We start from the raw sequence: 17,553 nt of genomic DNA, 5'->3' as shown, positions 1-17,553 counted from the left end.
TCCTGGTCGTCGAAGGGTCATGGCACACGCTGAGCGCTCTCGTCGCCCAGCGGCAGCGCGGCCCGCACCCGCCACACCGTGCCCTCGGGCCCGGTGACCGGGCCGGCGTCGAGCGTGCCGCCGAGCAGGGACACCCGCTCGCGCATCCCGATCAGCCCGGTGCCGGAGCCGGGCGCCCGGGGCCCCTCGCGGTCGCCGTACGGGCTGATGACGCTGACCTCGAGCGGGCCGTCCGCGCGGTGCGCCAGCGTGACGTCCACCCGGCCGGGCGCGGCGTGCTTGAGGGCGTTGGTGAGCGACTCCTGGACGATGCGGTACGCGGCGAGCTCGACCGGGGCGGGCAGCGGGGCGGCGCCGTCCGGCCGCTCGTCGCACAGGACGATGTCCTGGCCGCCGGGGCGGGCGTTGGTGCGGGCCTGCTCCAGCAGGGTGTCGAGCGCGTCGAGCGTGGAGGTGGGGGCCGGTTCCGAGGTCTCCCCGGGGTCCCGCAGCAGCCCGATCAGCCGGCGCATCTCGGCCAGGCCGCGCACGCTGTTCTCCCGGATGACGCCGAGCGCCTCGTCGGTCGCGGCGGGGTCCTTCAGGGAGAGCGCGGCGCTGGAGTGGATGGCGATGGCCGAGAGGTGGTTCGCCACCATGTCGTGGAGTTCGCGCGCCATCCGGGAGCGCTCGGAGGCGACCGCCTCCCGCCGGTCCAACTCGGCCAGCAGGGCCACGCGTTCCGCCTCCAGACGGGCTGCCGCGGCCTCTTCGCGGTGGTTGCGGACCACCGACCCGGTCCACGCCGGGGTGACGGTGAGGAGTGCGAAGAACGCTCCGGCCGCCAGCGCCACGAGGTCGTTGTAGATGACCAGTGGCACCAGGGTCGCCAGCCCCGTGAGGAGCCAGCAGATCCGGGGAATGCGCCGGGCGGCGACGGGTCCGGAGTACATGACGGCCGCGTAGATCAGGTCGGTGTACATCAGCATCGTCGCGGCCAGCCCGCCGCTGACGATGTCGACGGCGAGCGCGGCGGTCCCGACGCCCAGGCCGATGAGGGGCCTGGAACGCCGCAGCAGCTCGACGGCGGAGACCACGACCAGGGCGATCAGGCCCAGCCACCGGGGCGTATCGAAGAACGACGCATTGCTGTGCAGCCCCAACCCCCACATCAGCGCCCCGCCGAGCAGGCCGCCGATACCGATCAGGACGTCATGCTGGTGCGGGCGTGGCAGGTGGGGACGGGACGGCATGGCCCCATCACACCATGTGGCACCCCGCGCGAACCTCCCCCTTGGGACCGGGCCCGCCGCCCGGCGGCGTACATCGAAGGATGCAGTCGCGATTCATCGCCGCCGACGACGCGCGCCGCCTGATCGACGGGGAGGGTTGAGGGCAAGGGCAGAGCGAGAGAGGAAACATCGTGGTTGTCGCGCTGATCATCGCCTGTGAGGTCGGCTTCTGGGTGCTGCTGGGCATCGGCCTGCTGCTGCGCTACGTGGCGAAGATGCCGAAGGCGAGCACCGTCGTGCTCCTGTGCGAACCGGTGCTGGAGGTGGTGCTGTTCGTGACGACCGTGATCGACCTGAGGAACGGCGCCGAACCGGACTGGAAGCACGGTCTCGCCGCCGTCTACATCGGCTACTCGGCCGCGCTCGGCCATTCGACGATCAAATGGGTCGACGCCCGGGTGGCTCACCGCTTCTTCGGCGGGCCGCCGCCGGTCAAGCCCGCGAAGTACGGCGCGGCGCGCACGCTGCACGAGTGGAAGACCGCCGGCCGCTGGGTGCTGGCCGCTGTCATCGCCATCGCGCTGCTCCAGGGCGGGATCTGGTACGTCGGCGACGACGGTGAGATCGGCTCGCTGCGCGACTGGCAGTTGAAGATGCTGTTCCTGATGGGCATCAACGTGGCCATCGCGCTCAGCTACACGCTCTTTCCCAAGCGGGAGCGCTCCGCGTCGTCTGCCCGCTAACCCCCGTAACGGGCAGACGACGCCGGGCCCCGCCCCGCCCCGTCGGCCCCGGCGACGCGCGATCCGCGCGGCCGGGGCCGACGGGGCCCGTGGTTTTTCAGCGGTTCTCGCCCGGGACCCACAGGACGTCGCCGACCTCCTTGTTGGCCGCGCGGGCCAGGATGAACAGCAGGTCCGAGAGCCGGTTGAGATAGGTGGCGGTGAGCGCGTTCATCGAGTCCCCGTGCTCGGTGAGCGCCGCCCAGGTGGAGCGCTCGGCGCGGCGCACCACCGTGCACGCCTGGTGCAGCAGCGCCGCGCCCGGGGCGCCGCCCGGGAGGATGAAGCTGCGCAGCTTCTCCAGCCCCTCCAGGAAGCGGTCGCAGTCCGCCTCCAGCTTGTCGATGTAGCTCTGCTCCACGCGCAGCGGCGGATGGGCGGGCTCCTCCACCACCGGCGTGCACAGGTCCGCGCCCACGTCGAACAGGTCGTTCTGGACGCGGACCAGCACCTTGACGATCTCGGCGGGCAGTTGGCCCAGTGCGATGGCCACCCCGATCGCGGCGTTCGCCTCATTGGCGTCGGCATACGCGCCGATCCGCGAATCGGTCTTGGCGGTGCGGCTCATATCGCCGAGGGCGGTGGAGCCCGTGTCGCCGGTACGCGTATAGATGCGGGTGAGTTTGACCATGGCTCCGAGCCTACGCGGGGGCTCAGATGCGGCCCCACCTATCCGCGCGCCCTCTTAAGCCCCGGCCTGCCGGAAGAGGCGCGCCCCGAGGGTGACGGCCACCGCCGCGAGCGCGGTGGCGACCAGCGCGGCCAGCGCGATCTTCCCGTCCCCGTACTCCCCGGCGAAGGCGGCCCGCACCCCGTCCACGAGATAGCGGAACGGTACGAAGTGCGAGGCGATGTCGAGCCAGCGGGGCCCGAGCGACATCGGCAGCAGGATCCCGGACAGCAGCATCGCGGGCATGGTGATGGAGTTGATGACCGGCGCGAAGCCCTGCGGCGAGGACACCCGCATCGCCAGCGCGTAGGAGAGCGAGGCGAGCGAGATGGTCAGCACGCCGACGAAGACGAAGCCGATCGCCACGCCCAGCACCGGGGCGCGCAGCCCGAGCGCCACGGCGACGCACACCAGCGCCAGGGACTGCCACAGCAACTGGACGACGTCCTTGAGCACCCGGCCCATGAGCAGCGCCAGCCGGCTGACCGGGGTCACCCGCATCCGCTCGATGACGCCCGTACGCCGCTCGAGGATCAGCCCGATCCCGGCGAACGAGGCGCTGAACAGGCCGAGTTGGACGAGGATGCCGGGGACGATGGTCTGCCAGGAGCCGGCCCGGCCGCCGAGCGGCAGATCGGTGAGCAGCGGGCCGAAGAAGACGAGGAAGAGCAGCGGCTGGACCATCCCGAAGATCAGGGCGGGTTTGGAGCGCAGCGTCTGGCGGGCGTAGCGGCCGAATATCAGGGCCGTGTCGGAGACGAGATGAGGCATGGGGCCTTGTTCCTCTGCTTGGGGCGCTTCCGGTGCTTGGGGCTTTCCGGCGCTTGGGGCTTTCCGGTGCTCGGGGTACGTCCGGGTCAGACGGCGAGCGGGGCGGGGTTCCACGGGGCGGTGCCGCGCCCGGTGATGGCGATGAAGGCGTCCTGGAGGGTGGCGTCCGGTGCGCCGCCGTGCTCGGCCTTGAGCCGCTCCGCCGTCCCCTCGGCGGCCACCAGCCCCTGGTCGACGATGACCAGCCGGTCGGACAGCGCCTCCGCCTCGTCCAGGTAGTGGGTGGTCAGGAAGACCGTCATGCCGTGCTCGGCGCGCAGCTTGCGGATCAACTGCCACAGATCGGCGCGGCTGCCGGGGTCGAGCCCGGTGGTCGGCTCGTCCAGGAAGAGGATCTCGGGCCGGTGGACCAGGCCGAGGGCGATGTCCAGCCGCCGCCGCTGCCCGCCGGAGAGCGCGGCACAGGGGCGGTCCAGCAGCTCGGCCAGGCCCAGGTCGCGGGCCAGCTCCCCGGCGCGGGCGGTGGCCTCGGCCTTGCCCATCCGGTAGAGCCGCCCCTGGGTGACCAGTTCCTCCCGTACGGAGACGGTGGGATCGACCCCGCCGGACTGGGCCACATAGCCGATCCGCCGGCGCACTCCGGCCGGATCGCGGGCGAGGTCGTGCCCGGCGACGGTGGCGCTGCCGCCGGTGGGCGGGAGCAGCGTGGTGAGCATGCGCAGCGTGGTGGTCTTGCCCGCTCCGTTGGGCCCGAGGAAGCCGAGGATCTCACCGCGCTCGACGGTCAGGTCGATACCGCGCACGGCTGCCACGGGGCCGCGCTTGGTCCGGAAGGTGTGGGTGAGGCCGTTCGCCGTGATGACTGCCATGGGATCCAGAAAAACAGAGCCGCACCAATTTTGCAATCACCCCAAAAATAAAGGAGCCCCAGCGAAGCTAGGATGAGGCCATGGCGGAAGGACTCAGGGAGCGGAAGAAGCGGCAGACCAGGCAGCACATCTCGGACGTCGCGACCGGGCTGTTCATGGCGCGCGGCTTCGAGGCGGTCACGATCGCTGAGATCGCCGAGGCGGCCGAGGTCTCCGTCAATACGGTCTACAACTACTTCCCGACCAAGGAGGACCTCTTCGTCGACCGCGAGGAGGAGGTCATCGACCGCCCCTCCCGGCTCGTACGGGAGCGCGCGGTCGGCCAGTCGGCGGCACGGGCGATCGTCGAACAGCTACGCCAGGACATCCGGGAGCGGCACGCCTATGTCGGGCTGAGCGAGGGCTACGAGCGGTTCCGGCAGGTCATGGCGGACTCGCCGGCGCTGATGGCCAGGCTCTTCACCATCGCGGGGAAAACGGTCAACCACCTCGGCGTCACCCTCCGCGCGGAGGCGGCCGCCGCGCCGCAGGACCCGACCCCCGAGTTCGTCGCCCACCAACTGGTCGGGCTCCAGAACGCGGTTCAGCGCTGCATCCTCCGCGGTCTCGCGGAGGGCGGCGGCGTGGACGAGGTCGCCGAGGACGCCCTCCGTAAGGTCGACGTCATGGAGTCGCTCCTCAGCGACGCGGTGCTCAACTATGCGGTGAAGAACACACCGTGACGCGCCTTACTAGGGGCTGCCCGAAGGGGTGAACGGACGTTAAGGTCCACGCACACCGAATGTCGACGAAAGGGTGTGTGTCGTGGCCAAGAAGCTCGCGGTCATCGGAGCCGGACTCATGGGGTCCGGTATCGCGCAGGTCTCGGCCCAGGCCGGCTGGGACGTGGTGCTGCGCGATGTGACCGACGAGGCGCTGCGGCGCGGTACGGACGGCATCCGGGCCTCGTACGACAAGTTCGTCTCCAAGGGCAAGCTGGAGGCGGAGGAGGCCGAGCGGGCGCTGGGCCGGATCACCACCACGACCGACCTGGACGCCGCCGCCGACGCGGATGTCGTGGTGGAGGCGGTTTTCGAGAAGATCGAGGTCAAGCGGGAGATCTTCCGCACCCTCGATGAACTGGTCAAGGACGACACGATCCTGGCCTCGAACACCTCGGCCATCCCGATCACCAAGATCGCCGCGGCCACCCGGCGCCCGGAGCGGGTCGTCGGCACCCACTTCTTCTCGCCGGTGCCGATGATGCGGCTGTGCGAGCTGGTGCGCGGTCACAAGACGAGCGATGAAACCCTGGCCGCCGCACGGGAGTTCGCGGAGGGCGTCGGCAAGACCTGTATCGTCGTCAACCGCGATGTCGCGGGCTTCGTCACCACCCGGCTGATCTCCGCCCTCGTCGTGGAAGCGGCGAAGCTGTACGAGTCGGGGGTCGCCACGGCCGAGGACATCGACACCGCCTGCAAGCTGGGCTTCGGCCATGCGATGGGACCCCTCGCGACGGCCGACCTGACCGGCGTGGACATCCTGCTGCACGCCACCGACAACATCTACACCGAGTCGCAGGACGAGAAGTTCGCACCGCCGGAGATCATGCGCCGGATGGTCGATGCGGGGGACATCGGCCGGAAGAGCGGCGAGGGCTTCTACCGCTACTGAGGGCCTTGGTGCGGCGCCAGGCCCGGAACTCACCCTCCTGGGTGAATTCGGTATCGATTCGCTTACAGACGGCAACTTCCTCGTGTGAGGGGCAGTCAGTTCTGTAGACAGAAATGGCGCATTGACGACACGACCCACCGTATTGGGGAGCGCATATGCACATCAGGGGCGACCACGCCGAGCTGGTCGTCGGGGGCCGACTGGACGTCCGGAGCGCGGCGGACGCCCGTACGGCCCTGCACACCGCCGTCGACGCCGGCGGCGGGGATCTCGTCCTCGACCTCACCGAACTGGACTCCTGGGACGCCACCGGGCTCGGGGTGATCATGGGCGCGCACCGCAGGGCGGGCCGGATGGGCAGACGGCTGGTGCTGCGCGGGGTGCCGCCCCAGATGCAGCGGCTGCTGGTGGCCACCCGGCTGCACCGCATCCTCGCGATCGAAGGCGGACTGGAGGCGGAGTCCCTGCCGCGGGTCTGAGCGGCGGGGACTCCGCCTCCCCGGGGGCGGTGGGTTACCCGGGGTGGCGTGGGCCCCCTCCGGCGCGGTGGATACTGTGAGCAGGTCCAGGCCGTCCGGTACGGCCCGGGGTTCGGTGAGCGCCGGACACGTTCCCTACGGCGGCACCGGACCAGAAGCGAAGGCAGGCCGGGGAGCCTTACAGCACGCCACGCATCTGGGGGGCAAGGACATTGGACCCGAAGAACCGCGGATCGCAGGAGCACGGCCACGACGAGGCCGCGCCGGGTGCGGCTTCCGGTGCGTCGCGTGCGGCGGACAGCCTGGGCGACGGCTCGTCGCCGCGCCCGCCCGCGCCGCCGAGGCCACCGGGGCCGACGGGGGACGTGCCGACGCCCCCGCTGGGCGCCCCGGTGCCTGGCGCGTCCGCCTCCCCGCCCTCCTCCGCTTCCTCTCCCTCCTCCGTGCCCGCTTCCGCCTCCCCGGCCCGCACCGCGCGCATCGTCGCCGGTGACCACCTGCTCACGGTCAACCCCGTCGACGGCAGCGAGATAGAACCCTGCCCGCCCGGTGAGCGCCCCGCCCGGCCCGAGCGCCACGGCCCCGACGAGCGGGCCGAGTTGCGCCGTGCCGCCGCCGCGCCCCGCCCGTCCGGCACCGTCCTGCCCGAGCTGCCGATGCTGGAGCGCGACGAGGAGCGGGAGCGGCTCGCCCGGCTGCTCGCCCGCGGCCGCTCGGTGCGGGTCACCGGGCCGTCCGGCGCCGGGCGCAGCACCCTGCTGGAGGCCGTCGCCTCCGACTGCGAGCGGCTCGCGCCCGACGGCGTCGTACGCCTCTCCGGCTACCACCGCACCCCCACCGACCTCCTCCACGACCTCTACGCCGCCGTCTTCAGCGCCCCGCTGTACCGGCCGGACCGCGCGGAGCTGCTGGAGGCGGTGCGGGAGATCGGCGCGGTCGTCGTCCTGGACGACATCGAGTTCGGCGGTGCCGCGCTGGACGAGTTCCTCGACGCGACCCCCGAATGCGCGTTCCTGATCTCCGCCACCCCCGATGTCCCGGCGCCGTCCCCCGACTCCCACCTGGAGGAGGTCTTCCTCTCCGGGCTCAGCCGTACGGCCGGACTCGAGCTGCTGGAGCGGGCCGCACGACGGCCCCTGGACGAGGACGAGGCGAGCTGGGCGGCGGACCTGTGGTTCGAGTCCGAGGGGCTGCCGCTGCGCTTCGTCCAGGCGGGCGCGCTGCTGCGGCAGCGGGATGCCCAGCGGGACGCCCAGCGCGACGACGCCTCCGCGCCGGAGGCCGAGGTCCCGCTGCCCTCGATCGCCGAGGCGGCGTCACCCGCCGCGCTGCTCGCCGCCCGGCTGGGCGAGGCGGCCCGCGACGCGCTGCGGTTCGCGGTCGCGCTCGGTGGCGAATGCCCGCACCAGGCCCATCTGCCCGCGCTGTCCGGGGACGCCCACGCGGACACCGCCCTCGGCGAGCTGCTCGGCTGCGGCCTCGTCACCCCGGTCGGAGCGCACTACCGGCTGGCGGCGCGCGTCACCGCCCAGCTCGCGGAGGAGGGCTACGCCGACGAGGACGCCGGGCGCGCGCACACCGTCGCCCAGCACTACGCCTGGTGGGCCGGCCACCCCTCGGTGGCCCCCGAGCGCGTCGCCGCCGAGGCCGACGCGATCCTCGCGGCCATGACCGCGCTCATCGGCAGCCGCGAGGCGGGCCACGCCGACGCCGCCGTGCTCCTGGCCCGCGCCGCCGCGCCCGCCCTCGCCGCGGCGCTGCACTGGGGCGCCTGGGAGCGCGCGGTGCGGCACGGCCAGGAGGCCGCGCGGCTGGCGGGGCAGGTCGCGGACGAGGCGTACTTCCACCACGAGCTGGGTGTCCTCGCGCTGTGCACGGGCCATCTGGACCGGGCCCGCGCCGAGCTGGAGGCGTCCATCGGGCTGCGGGGCGTCCTCGCGGACAAGCCGGGCACGGTCGCCGGCCGGCGCGCACTGGCGCTGGTCGCCGACCGCTCGCCCGGCTCGGCGATGGCCGGGGCGTTCGGGACGAGCGGTGGGAACCGTAAGGGCGACGCGGCGCCCCCGGAGGCGGGCGGAGCGCCGGACGACACCGAAACCACGATCGTCACCCCGAAGGTGGCGACCACGACGCCGATGGCCGCCATGGGCAGCACGGCGGCGACGACGGCGGTGACGGCTGTGGTCCCGTCCGCCTCCCGGACCTCTGTGGCCGCCCCCGCCACCCCCACGGCCCTTGACCCCGCCTCCGCCCCCGCCGGGCCCTCGGGCGGCAAGCCGAGCGGTCTGCGGCGGCTGGCGGCGGGCGGTGCCCGGCGCAATGTGGTCGCAGCGGCCGCGGGTGTGCTGCTGGTGGCCGTGCTCGGCACCGTGGTGACCCTGGGTCTGGGCGCCACCTCGGGCGACGACTCGGGCAGCCCGGCCGACAAGGTCAAGCCGGACCGTTCGGCCAGTCAGCGGGACGACGACAAGGGCCTGACCGCCGACGAGCCCACGAGCGGCACCAGCCAGGCCCCCCAGCCGGGCCTCAGCGGGGTGCCGAAGGCGTCCACGTCCGGGGCCGCGCCCAGCGGCAGCGGCTCGCCCGGCGGCTCCACGGCGACCAGCGGCCCGTCGTCCACCAGCGGCTCGCCCTCGGACACCGAGCAGCCGCCCTCGCCGCCGTCCTCGCACCCCACGACCTCCGACCCGCGGCCGACGACCAAGCCGCCGACGAGCAGGCCGACGACGCCGACCGGCGAGCCCACCAAGCCGACGCCCACGACGTCGTCCCCGACCACGACCCCCACCGGCGACACCTCAACGACCGCGAGCGCCCCCACGACCCACACGGCGTCGAGCACGGCCACCCCGGTCGCGTAGCGGCGCAGCGCGGGGGCGCCGGATCGCGCCAGGGGGCGCCCCGCGCCCGTGGCGTGATGTGATCGGCCCAGGGGTGGCGTCCGGCGGATGGTGACGCTTGCGGCGAGCTCTTCCCCTCCCCGCCCCTTCCCGAAACCGGGGCTCCGCCCCGGACCCCGGCGAGGGGCTGCGCCCCTTCCTGTGGCATCGGTATGCGGCTCCGCCGCGTGGTGGGGCTGCGCCGCGGGCCCCGGGCAGGGGCTGTGCTCCATGTCCCGGGCAGGGATTGCGCTTCATGCCCCGGAGAGGGGCTAAGCCGCGGGCCCCGGCCAGGGGCTGTGCTCCAGGTCCTGGAGAGGGGCTGCGCTCCAGGTCCCGGCCAGGGGCTGCGCCCCAGATCCCGGGCAGGGGCTGCGCGCCAGATCCCGGGCAGGGGCTCCGCCCCTTCTCGCGGGCGTGGGTGTGCGGCTCCGCCGTGTGGTGGGGGTTCTCGGGGTCCAGGGGCGGAGCCCTTGGTATCGGGAAGGGGCGGGGAGGGGAAAGCAACGCCATGCGGCCGCCGCGTGGTCCGCCGGGCAGCCCGTGGGGGCCCGGCTCCGGGGGTCGGGCGCGCGCTCGTACTACGGGAGGAGGCCGGGGCCTCGCGGTCCCGGCCTCCCACGTCAGAGCGGGCTCTGCGTCAGAAGAGCCGGAGCTTGTCGTCCTCGATGCCCCGGAGCCCGTCGTAGTCCAGCACCACGCAGCCGATGCCCCGGTCCGTGGCGAGGACACGGGCCTGGGGCTTGATCTCCTGGGCGGCGAAGACGCCCTTCACCGGGGCGAGGTGCGGGTCCCGGTTGAGGAGTTCGAGATAGCGGGTGAGCTGCTCGACGCCGTCGATCTCACCACGGCGTTTGATCTCCACGGCGACCGTCGCCCCGTCCGCGTCGCGGCAGAGAATGTCCACCGGACCGATGGCGGTGGGGTATTCACGCCGAATAAGCGTCCAGCCATCGCCGAGTGTCTCGATACGATCGGCGAGCAGCTCCTGGAGATGGGCCTCGACACCGTCCTTGATCAGTCCGGGGTCGACGCCGAGTTCGTGCGAGGAGTCATGGAGGACCTCCTCCATGGTGATGATGAGCTTCTCGCCCGCCTTGTTCACGACCGTCCACACATCGTCGTCGCCTTCCTTCAGCGTGCACGGCGGAGACATCCAGTTGAGGGGTTTGTAGGCCCTGTCGTCCGCGTGGATGGACACACTGCCGTCGGCCTTGACCAGGATCAGACGGGGTGCTGAGGGGAGGTGGGCGGTGAGGCGGCCGGCGTAGTCCACCGAGCACCGGGCGATGACGAGACGCATGGTCGGCAACGCTACTCGACCACCACCGCCGCACGCGATTCGTCCGCCGATGGACCCCTTCGGCGATGGCTGGTTGTGTGCCCATTCTCCTGGTGCGGGCGCAGTGGCCGAATTACCGTTGAAGCGGGCGGTCGTCGGACGGGTACGCTGCGTCGCCGTCCGCCCTTCCCATCCCTGAGACCCCGCTCGCGGGGTCGCGAGAGGAGAACCCATGTCGCTCGACGTCTCACCGGCCCTGCTCGAACAGGCCGAGCGAGGCGAGGTCGACGAAGCGGCCTTCGTCGACTGCGTCCGGAACTCCCTACCGTACGCATGGGAGATGATCAGCTCGCTGGTGGCCCAGCTGAAGGTGGACGGCGGGGAGTTCGCCGACAACCAGACGCCGCCGCCCGATGAGCAGGCCCGCGGTCAACTGCTCCGCGCACTCGCCAGTGACGCGATACGCGGCGCGCTGCAGCGCCACTTCGGGGTGCGGCTGGCCTTCCAGAACTGTCACCGGGTGGCGGTCTTCCCGATGGACACATCGGCCGACGAGCGCCTCGCCCGCTTCACCTCGGTCCGGGGGCAACTGCTCAACCAGTCACCCGAACTCCGCGACTGCTGACGGGACGTACGCTGCCGCTCCCCCAGGGGGAGGTGTATCAGCGCAGGAGCGGCAGCACCTCACCACCGAGCCGTCGTACGTTCTCCTCCGTGGCCGCCAGATCGCCCGACCCCTCGACGAGCAGCGCGAACCGGCGGATCCCGGTGCGCTCCGCGGTCGCCGCCAGCCGGTCGGCGCACAGCCGCGGCGAGCCCACCGGATGCAGCTCGCACAGCAGCTCCGCATAGGCCACCGGGTCGCGCATCCGGCGCTCCCGGCCGTCGACCGTCACATGCGCCTCAAGACCCTGCCGCAGCCAGCCGGGCATCGCCTTGGTCAGGATCTCGGCCGCCGCGGGGCGGGTGTCCGCGATCTGCACCACCCCGGCCGAGACATGCCGCGCCGCCACCGCCTCGACGTGCTCCGGCGAACGGCCCGCCGCCAGCGCGGACTTCCGCCACAGGCCGACCACCTCGGCCTTCTCCTCGTCCCCGCAGTGCATGCCGAGCAGCATGGGCAGCCCGCGCTCGGCGGCCAGCCGCACACTGGTGGGCGAGGTGCAGGCGACGACCACCGGCGGGGCGCCCACCACCGGCCCGGCGAGGGCGTCGTCGGGGCGCGGCACCACCGCCACCTCGCGAAAGGCGAACCGCTCGCCGTCGGCCCCCACCCGGGGCTCGCGCAGCCAGCGCAGCAGCAGATCGAGCGATTCGGGGAAACCCTGCTCGTACGCCCGCAGACCCGAGCCGAAGACCTCGAGGTCCACCCAGGGCCCGCCGCGGCCGACACCCAGCGTGAACCGGCCACCGGAGAGGAGATGGAGCAGTGCCGCCTGCTCACCCAGCGCGACGGGATGCGCGGTCGGCAGTACGCTCACCGCCGTACCGACGCCGATCCGGCGGGTACGCCCCAGCAGTAGAGCGGCGAGGGTGACCGCGGACGGACAGACGCCATACGGAACGAAGTGGTGCTCGGCGACCCAGACCGCGTCCAGCCCGGTCTCCTCGGAGAGCTCGGCCGACCGCACCGCCCGGTGCAGCGCCTCCTCCTGTCCCTGGCCTGGGAATTGAGCGGCCAGGATGAAAGCCCCCACATCCATCGTGAAACTGCCTCCTTGTCGCGGCTGATGTGCCGGCGCGGGCATCCCCCCTCATAGGCATTAACGCCTGACACGTGCCAAGGGCACGGCCATGCATGAAGTTTTCATGATGATCAGAGGGTGGGTGTGGACGACGACTTTCCCGGAGGGTGACCGTAGCGCGTACGCTGGTCACAGCCCGTTAGCTACCAGCTCTGTCGAGGTGCCCCGTGTCTCCACGCCGAAACCGCCCGCGAGGCGGAGAAAAGCCCGTCGGCCACGAGAGTACGGGCCGTTATGGCCTCGACCGCATGGAGACCTGGCAGGGGGAGGAGTGGGTGGTCCGGCAGGTCGGCGGCGGGGCGGCCGCCAAGCACTACCGCTGCCCGGGCTGCGACCAGGAGATTCCGCCGGGGGTGGCGCATGTGGTCGCCTGGCAGCAGCACATGGGCGCGGACGACCGGCGCCACTGGCACAAGGCGTGCTGGAACGCACGGGACCGCCGGAGCGCGAAGCTCCAGCGGTCCCGTAACGCACCGCGATATTGACTCGGGCGCGGTGCATCCGGCTCGGGCGCCGTGCATTCGGCTCGGGCGCCGTGCATTCGGCTCAAGGCCACTCCCGGCTCCGTGCGCCCTCGAAGCTCTATACGTCGCGCTTCTCCAGCAGCACATAGGCGGCGATCATCGCCCCCGCCGTGATTCCGGCCAGCGCCCACAGCTGGGGCCAGCCGCTGTTCAGGCTCTCGTCGATCCGGAAGAGGGAGGCCAGCGCCTGGGGCGAGGAGTACTCCTGCATCTTCACCCCCAGGTCGCGGAGGCTGTCCGACATCATCAGGAACGCGGGGAGGATGGCCGGCAGCAGTACCACACCGAGCATCGTGGTGATCGCGCCCGCGGAGTGCCGCAGCATGCAGCCGACGGCCAGCGAGAGCAGCCCCAGCAGCGACACATAGAGCCCCGCGCCGACCGTCGCGCCCAGGAGCTGGTCACTCGTCGGCTCCTGGACACCCGGACCGCTGTGCATCCCGGTGCTGGCGAAGGCCACCAGCGCGAGCGCGAGGGTCGTGGTGGTGAACGAGAGGGTGAAGAACACCAGCGCCTTGGCGGTGAGCACCCGGGAGCGCTGCGGGGAGGCGGTGAGGGTGGTCCGGATCATCCCGGTGCCGTACTCGGAGGTGATCACGAGCACCCCGAGGGTGACGATGCACAACTGGCCGAGCAGGGTGCCGAAGAATCCGGGGAGGGTGGTGGGGACGCTCTGGTAGTCGCCGTCGCTGGTGCTCGCCGCCACCAGGAGCCCGATCCCGGCCACCAGCGCGACCATCACGCCCAGCGTCCAGATCGTGGAGCGCACCGACTTGATCTTGGTCCACTCGGAGGCGAGGGCATTGCCGAGGTGGGTCTGGCGGACCGGGATCGGCGAGGTGTACGGGCCGACACCGGCGTACGGCTGCGACGGAGGTCCGGAGGGCACCGGCTGGTGCGGGGCCGCCTGCGGCGGCATCTGCGGAGGACCCTGCGGGGGGACGGGCGCCTGGTACTGCTGCTGGTACGGGGTCGTCATCGGGCGTCCTCGGTGTCGCTCTTGGTCAGATCGGCGGGGGCGGACGGCGCCGCGGGCGGCTGGGCCGGGGGAGCGGGGGGAGCCGCAGGGGCCGCGGGGGCCGCCGGAGTCGCCGGACTCGCCGGGGGAGCGGTGGGCGGCATGGCCGGGGCGGCAGGTGCGGTGGGCATCGGGGCGCCCGGGGTGTGCGGGGCGTGCTGCTGTGGCGGGGTCGGGGGTTCGGCGTAGCCCGGCAGTACGGTCCCCGGCGGGAAGCCCATCTGCTGTCCCGGAGCGCCCGGCGCATAGCCGTACGGCCCGCCCTGCGGCACCGCGCCCGGCACCTGCTGCTGCAGGGCGGCGCGCTCGTCGATGGTCGAGCGGTAGTCCACCGCGCCCTGCGTCATCCGCATGTACGCCTCTTCCAGCGACGCCTGGTGCGGGGAGAGCTCCCACAGCCGGACGTCCGCCCCATGCGCGAGGTCGCTGATGCGCGGCAGCGGCAGCCCGGTCACCCGCAGCGCGCCGTCCTGCTCCGGCAGCACCTGGCCGCCCGCCTCGCTCAGCGCGGCGGTCAGCTTCTCGCGCTGGCCCGGGTCGCCCTCGGGGGTGCGGACCCGCGCGAAGTCCGCGGAGTTGTAGGAGATGAAGTCCTTGACGCTCATATCGGCGAGCAGTTGTCCGCGCCCGATCACGATCAGATGGTCGGCGGTGAGCGCCATCTCGCTCATCAGATGGCTGGAGACGAAGACGGTGCGGCCCTCGGAGGCCAGCTGCTTCATGAAGTTGCGGACCCAGAGGATGCCCTCGGGGTCCAGGCCGTTGACCGGCTCGTCGAAGAGCAGCACCTGCGGGTCGCCCAGGAGGGCGGCCGCGATGCCCAGCCGCTGGCCCATGCCGAGCGAGAAGCCCTTGGAGCGCTTGCGCGCCACGTTCTGGAGGCCCACCACGCCCAGCACCTCGTCCACCCGGCGGGCCGGGATGCCGGACAGCTGGGCCAGGCAGAGCAGGTGCTGACGGGCGCTGCGGCCGCCGTGCACCGCCTTGGCGTCGAGCAGCGCGCCCACCTGGCGGGGGGCGTTGGGCAGCTTGCGGAACGGGTAGCCGCCGACCGTGACATGGCCGGCGGTGGGCTCGTCGAGGCCCAGGATCATCCGCATGGTGGTGGACTTGCCCGACCCGTTGGGCCCGAGAAATCCGGTGACGGCGCCGGGCCTCACCTGGAAGGACAGGTTGTACACGGCCGTCTTGGCGCCGTAGCGCTTCGTGAGGCCGACTGCCTCTATCATTCTCCGCCCCTCATGAGCATGGGTCGGGCGTGCTCGCCCCCGATGAGGCTTAGGAGGATAACGGCGCGTTGACGGTTCCCGTTATTCGGGAGATGAGAGCGCATCGTAACTCTTGGGCCCTGAGGGCTCGCCGGGCCCGCCGTGCTGCCCGTCCTCCGGGCAGCGGAGGAGGTCGGGCTGCGGCAGCGCCCAGCCCTCCTCCTGGAAGATCCGGGTGCCGGTCGTGCGCACGGCGGGGTCGGCGCCCGCGCGGGTGACCCAGGAGCGGGGGTCCGGGCCGAGGAGTGCGCGCAGCCGTGATGAGCCGGCGAGCAGGCGGGTGAGCAGGGCGCTCTGGTCGCCGCCGCCGGGGAGGGGGCGCTCGGTGCCGTCCGGGGACATCAGCACTCCGCGCTCGCCGACGTAGAGGTACGCGCCGCCGAGCCGCTCGCCGGACGGCATGACCATCGGGTACTCGCTGCCGGGCAGCAGGACGCGGCGGTAGTTGGGGTACTCGGTGGCGTCCACGGCCGCGAGCTGCTCGGCGTCCAGCCAGCCGATGACGAGCGGGGTGCGGGCGCCGGGTGCCGTGTACGGGGCGGAGGCCACGTAGCCGTACCGGCCGATGTGGGCGGAGCAGCCGACCGCGATGCCGTGTACGTCGACCGGGACCATGGGGACGGTGGCCGGGCGGCCGGGGCGGGACAGCTTGTGGTGGAGCTGGGCGGGGGAGGCGTTGGAGCCGACGGCGATGACGGGGTGGCGGTGGGGGGTTGCGGGGTGGCCCAGGCGGGTGAGGACGGCGTCCAGTGGCTCTTCGGGCTGTTCGCCGCCGGGGTGTGGGCTTACGGTCCAGGTGCCCAGGCGGCCTGGGGTGGGGGTGAGGTCCCAGAGCTCGCCGGTGGTGAGGAGGGTGGGGTGGGTGATGGGGCGGCCGGGGTAGGTGAGGGGTTGTTGGGCGGGGACGTCGGCGAAGCCGAGGGTTGTGAGGGTGCGGTCGGTCACGGGGGGTTGCCTCCCCCACCCCGCCCCTCCCCGAAACCGGCCCCCGCCCGGCCCCCGCCGGGGCTCCGCCCCCGCACCCCGGCTCCTCAAGCGCCGGAGGGGCTGGGTTTGTCGGTGCCGCGCCCCGGCTCGCGCGGGGGCTCCGCCCCCGCACCCCGGCTCCTCAAGTGCCGGAGGGACTGGGTTGGCGGCCCGCGGCCGCAATGCCATAGCCGGCCTGGCCGGGAAGGCGATCGTTGCCCACAACATGCGCGTGCCCCGCGCCGCTTGGGCGGCGCGGGGCATCGGGCGCTCCGGTGTGACCGAGGGTCACCGGGACTGCTGGGCCGGGACGCCGCGGTTGACCGCCTCGTCCTCGCCCGGGGCACCGGCCGCGGCCACCGCCGCGCCGGTCAGCGTGGCCAGCATCTCGCGGACGTTGGTCAGCTGGGCGTTGATGCTGTCGCGGCGGTTGGTGAGGGCCGCGAGCTCGCGCTCGGATTCGCTGCGGATGCGGTCCGCCTTGGCGTTGGCGTCGGCCACGATGTCCTCGGCCTGGCGCTGCGCGGTCTCCACCGTCTGGCGGGCGCGGCGCTCGGCGTCGGTGCGCAGCTTCTCGGCCTCCAGGCGCAGCTGCTCGGCGCGGTGCTCGATCTCCGCGAGGCGCTTCTCGGCCTTGGCCTGACGGGAGGCCAGGTCGCGCTCGGACTGCTCGCGGCGCTTGGCGAGGTTGGTCTCGAAGTCGGCGGCGGCCTGCGCGGCCTTGGCGCGGGTCTCCTCGAAGAGGGAGTCCGCCTCCTCGCGCTTGGACTGGGCGTCCTTCTGCGCCTCCTGGCGCAGCGTGGCCGCCTCGCCCTTCGCCTTCTCGACGATCCGCGCGCCCTCGTCCTCGGCCTTGGCCTTGCGGTCGGCGGCGAACGACTCGGCGTCGTTGCGGACCTGCTGGGCGGCCGACTCGGCCAGCTCACGGTGCTGTTCGGCGGCGCGGCGAGCCTCCTCGCGCAGATCCTTCGCCTCTTCCTCGGCGAGACGGAGGATCTTCTCGACCCGGGCGCCGAGCCCCGCGTAGGACGGCTCCGAATCGTTGATCTGGGCCTGAGCGTTCTGCGTCTCGAGGTGCAGCTCCTCGATGCGCTTTTCCAGAGAGGTGATACGGGCCAGTGCACTGTCACGATCGGCGACGAGCTTGGAAATGCGGTCGTCCACCTGACCGCGGTCGTACCCACGCCGCACGAGCTCGAAGCCGAAGGGGGAGGAAGTGTCGCTCATGGGGTTCCTGTCGAAAGAGACCGGTGAGGTGATAGAGGGAATCCTAGGGGGCCGAACGGCGTGTCATCGAGTCAACGTCTGTTTGATCTGCAAGATGTCCAGCCTTTTGAGTGGCAGTAAGACGGAGACCTCGTCACTCGTCGGGATGATACGGACATGCAGTGATGGACGCAGCCTGACGCGAGACTTACGCGAAACCGACGCGAGAC

General features: G+C 72.4%; 17 protein-coding genes. 7 read left to right on the top strand and 10 right to left on the bottom strand.

Features of this window, described 5'->3' with window-relative positions; genetic code table 11:
• Positions 1-17 precede the first annotated feature (17 nt).
• Positions 18-1,232: a sensor histidine kinase gene (locus ACZ6TD_RS16955; protein WP_471354856.1), complete on the bottom strand. Its 1,215-nt coding sequence runs from the start codon at positions 1,230-1,232 to the stop codon at positions 18-20.
• Positions 1,233-1,402: 170 nt separating this feature from the next.
• Here ACZ6TD_RS16955 and ACZ6TD_RS16950 point away from each other — a divergent pair, with 170 nt between their 5' ends.
• Complete coding sequence (locus tag ACZ6TD_RS16950) at positions 1,403-1,954, top strand: hypothetical protein (protein ID WP_471354854.1); 552 nt, start codon at positions 1,403-1,405, stop codon at positions 1,952-1,954.
• Between the two features lie 97 nt (positions 1,955-2,051).
• Here ACZ6TD_RS16950 and ACZ6TD_RS16945 read toward each other — a convergent pair whose 3' ends face one another.
• The 3 genes from ACZ6TD_RS16945 to ACZ6TD_RS16935 form a co-directional block, all read right to left on the bottom strand.
• Entirely contained in the window at positions 2,052-2,624 is a 573-nt protein-coding gene (locus ACZ6TD_RS16945; RefSeq protein ID WP_471354852.1) for a cob(I)yrinic acid a,c-diamide adenosyltransferase, read from the bottom strand.
• Between the two features lie 54 nt (positions 2,625-2,678).
• Positions 2,679-3,434, bottom strand: a complete 756-nt coding sequence (locus tag ACZ6TD_RS16940) for an ABC transporter permease (protein ID WP_471354850.1) — start codon at positions 3,432-3,434, stop codon at positions 2,679-2,681.
• 86 nt (positions 3,435-3,520) lie between these two features.
• Positions 3,521-4,303 (bottom strand): ABC transporter ATP-binding protein, encoded by a 783-nt coding sequence (locus tag ACZ6TD_RS16935; RefSeq protein ID WP_471354848.1) that lies wholly within the window; start codon positions 4,301-4,303, stop codon positions 3,521-3,523.
• 80 nt (positions 4,304-4,383) lie between these two features.
• On the opposite strand from ACZ6TD_RS16935, the gene ACZ6TD_RS16930 reads away from it, so the two are divergent.
• From ACZ6TD_RS16930 to ACZ6TD_RS16915, 4 genes are all read left to right on the top strand, one after another.
• Positions 4,384-5,025, top strand: a complete 642-nt coding sequence (locus tag ACZ6TD_RS16930; RefSeq protein WP_471354846.1) for a TetR/AcrR family transcriptional regulator — start codon at positions 4,384-4,386, stop codon at positions 5,023-5,025.
• An 82-nt stretch (positions 5,026-5,107) separates the two neighbouring features.
• Complete coding sequence (locus tag ACZ6TD_RS16925) at positions 5,108-5,956, top strand: 3-hydroxyacyl-CoA dehydrogenase family protein (RefSeq protein ID WP_470004783.1); 849 nt, start codon at positions 5,108-5,110, stop codon at positions 5,954-5,956.
• A gap of 155 nt (positions 5,957-6,111) precedes the next feature.
• Entirely contained in the window at positions 6,112-6,435 is a 324-nt protein-coding gene (locus ACZ6TD_RS16920) for an STAS domain-containing protein (protein WP_211123629.1), read from the top strand.
• A 212-nt stretch (positions 6,436-6,647) separates the two neighbouring features.
• Positions 6,648-9,296 (top strand): ATP-binding protein, encoded by a 2,649-nt coding sequence (locus tag ACZ6TD_RS16915; RefSeq protein ID WP_471354845.1) that lies wholly within the window; start codon positions 6,648-6,650, stop codon positions 9,294-9,296.
• A gap of 658 nt (positions 9,297-9,954) precedes the next feature.
• On the opposite strand, the gene nucS is transcribed toward ACZ6TD_RS16915, so the two are convergent.
• On the bottom strand, positions 9,955-10,617 hold the full coding sequence (gene nucS, locus ACZ6TD_RS16910; RefSeq protein ID WP_174890204.1) for an endonuclease NucS: 663 nt from the start codon (positions 10,615-10,617) through the stop codon (positions 9,955-9,957).
• A gap of 211 nt (positions 10,618-10,828) precedes the next feature.
• Between nucS and ACZ6TD_RS16905 the strand changes: the two genes are divergently transcribed.
• Positions 10,829-11,221, top strand: a complete 393-nt coding sequence (locus ACZ6TD_RS16905; protein WP_452873611.1) for an SCO5389 family protein — start codon at positions 10,829-10,831, stop codon at positions 11,219-11,221.
• Positions 11,222-11,258: 37 nt separating this feature from the next.
• Here ACZ6TD_RS16905 and ACZ6TD_RS16900 read toward each other — a convergent pair whose 3' ends face one another.
• Positions 11,259-12,299, bottom strand: coding sequence for an LLM class flavin-dependent oxidoreductase (locus ACZ6TD_RS16900; protein ID WP_471354842.1), 1,041 nt, complete (start codon positions 12,297-12,299; stop codon positions 11,259-11,261).
• Positions 12,300-12,508: 209 nt separating this feature from the next.
• Here ACZ6TD_RS16900 and ACZ6TD_RS16895 point away from each other — a divergent pair, with 209 nt between their 5' ends.
• Entirely contained in the window at positions 12,509-12,826 is a 318-nt protein-coding gene (locus ACZ6TD_RS16895; protein WP_471354840.1) for an ATP/GTP-binding protein, read from the top strand.
• Positions 12,827-12,923: 97 nt separating this feature from the next.
• Here the strand turns inward: ACZ6TD_RS16895 and ACZ6TD_RS16890 are convergent, their stop codons facing one another.
• The 4 genes from ACZ6TD_RS16890 to ACZ6TD_RS16875 form a co-directional block, all read right to left on the bottom strand.
• Complete coding sequence (locus ACZ6TD_RS16890; protein ID WP_471354839.1) at positions 12,924-13,844, bottom strand: ABC transporter permease; 921 nt, start codon at positions 13,842-13,844, stop codon at positions 12,924-12,926.
• Positions 13,841-15,112: an ABC transporter ATP-binding protein gene (locus ACZ6TD_RS16885; RefSeq protein ID WP_471354837.1), complete on the bottom strand. Its 1,272-nt coding sequence runs from the start codon at positions 15,110-15,112 to the stop codon at positions 13,841-13,843. The genes ACZ6TD_RS16890 and ACZ6TD_RS16885 overlap by 4 nt, the downstream gene beginning before the upstream one ends.
• Before the next feature lie 81 nt (positions 15,113-15,193).
• Positions 15,194-16,096 (bottom strand): hypothetical protein, encoded by a 903-nt coding sequence (locus ACZ6TD_RS16880; RefSeq protein ID WP_471354835.1) that lies wholly within the window; start codon positions 16,094-16,096, stop codon positions 15,194-15,196.
• A 309-nt stretch (positions 16,097-16,405) separates the two neighbouring features.
• Complete coding sequence (locus ACZ6TD_RS16875) at positions 16,406-17,344, bottom strand: cellulose-binding protein (RefSeq protein WP_470004790.1); 939 nt, start codon at positions 17,342-17,344, stop codon at positions 16,406-16,408.
• Between the last annotated feature and the right edge of the window lie 209 nt (positions 17,345-17,553).

Source organism: Streptomyces yongxingensis, assembly GCF_055597465.1.
The sequence above is the reverse complement of the archived record's forward strand: the minus strand, read 5'-3'. Positions and strand labels throughout refer to the sequence as shown.